This is a genomic window from Oleiphilus sp. HI0066, assembly GCF_001635725.1.
Window position 1 is genome coordinate 1 of the sequence record NZ_LWFH01000066.1, and the last position, 1292, is coordinate 1292.

A 1292-nucleotide genomic window follows, 5' to 3' on the forward strand; every position below is an offset into this window, starting at 1 on the left:
CAGCAATAGGGTTTTCTCGGTACGAAGTTGGCATGATATCAATTGCTGTTGCGGAAATTGCCACTAATGTTATTCGATATGCCCTACCGGGAAAAGCATCAATACGCACGATATGTGCGGGAAAAGGAATTGAAATTACCATAGAGGATGCAGGGACTGGTATTCCAGATATCGATGCAGCAATGGTTGACGGTTTTTCAACGCACAGTGAGCCAAGTATTGGTAAGGGTTTGGGCGCTGCAGCTCGGAGTGTCGAGGAGTTTATATTTAATAAGAGTGACCTGACCGGCACCTCCATTACGCTTAGACATTTTTTGAAACCTGTGCTTGATGATACCGAAGTCTCGGTAAAATCTTTCCCTGCGGTGAACGCTTTTTTCAATCATGATCAATACATAATTAAGCCCTTTCATGCAGAAAATCTGCTGGTAGCTTTGTCAGACTTTAGAGAATTTGGTGCCCAATCTTCGTCTTATGCGTCAATATTTAAGACGGTTGTTGAAAGTAATTACATGGATTCGCTTGATACTCTGCTACAAAAATGTCAGCTTGCACTCAGGGAAAACAACGGGAAGTATTTATCGCAAACGTTGTTGATGAAAGTATTTCCTGACCGGTTTGAAGTGATTAGATGCGGAAATATTGGGCTTTATGTTGGCTCTGAGGTTATCCAAAGGAAGCCGATTGATCCAAGCCTTTTTTTATTGAACGGTGAGGTGGTTACCAATGGTTCGCTGGTTGAGGTCTTTCCAAGACGAACTGAAACTACGGTTCTAATACATTCCGATGGCATTAGTTTACCCAATATTTTGAACATGGAACGTAATACATCACTTGATCAACAAACGAGATCTCTTTTTGATTTGTCTGCTCTTGATGATGATGATGCGACACTGCTAGTGGTTCGAGGGAAATATGCATGCTAATTTAAATCAAACATCTACGTTAAGGCAGCAATTGTCAAGCATTGTTGGCGCGGTGCCGTTTGGAATTATTGTTATTTCACACCAAAAAGAGATCGAAATTATCAATGCGAGAGCATTGGAGTTCTTGGGTCTTGAAGATGCGCTTCCTTCAAATTTTGTGGATGAAAGCTATCAAATTTTAAAGGCAAGTATTCCTGAGGTCGTAGATAAATTTGAAAAACTAATTTTGTCACGGAAAAGGCGGCATTTTTCGCATCCATGCAGTAGTCCGCTGAATGACTTAGAATTGTTTATAACTTGCAAAAGTATGTTACACGGTACGCTCCTTATCATTGAGGATCGAACTGAAAAGAAGGCATTGATGCA

The 1292-nt window shown here is 40.8% G+C and carries 2 protein-coding genes; both read left to right on the forward strand.

Translation table 11 applies throughout. The annotated features are described in order from the left end of the window. Nucleotides 1–926 (forward strand): ATP-binding protein (locus A3738_RS01145; RefSeq protein WP_068763287.1); only part of this gene is annotated, 926 nt, incomplete at its 5' end. Beyond that, nucleotides 916–1292 (forward strand): hypothetical protein (locus tag A3738_RS01150; protein ID WP_156503866.1); only part of this gene is annotated, 377 nt, incomplete at its 3' end. The genes A3738_RS01145 and A3738_RS01150, both read left to right, overlap by 11 nt.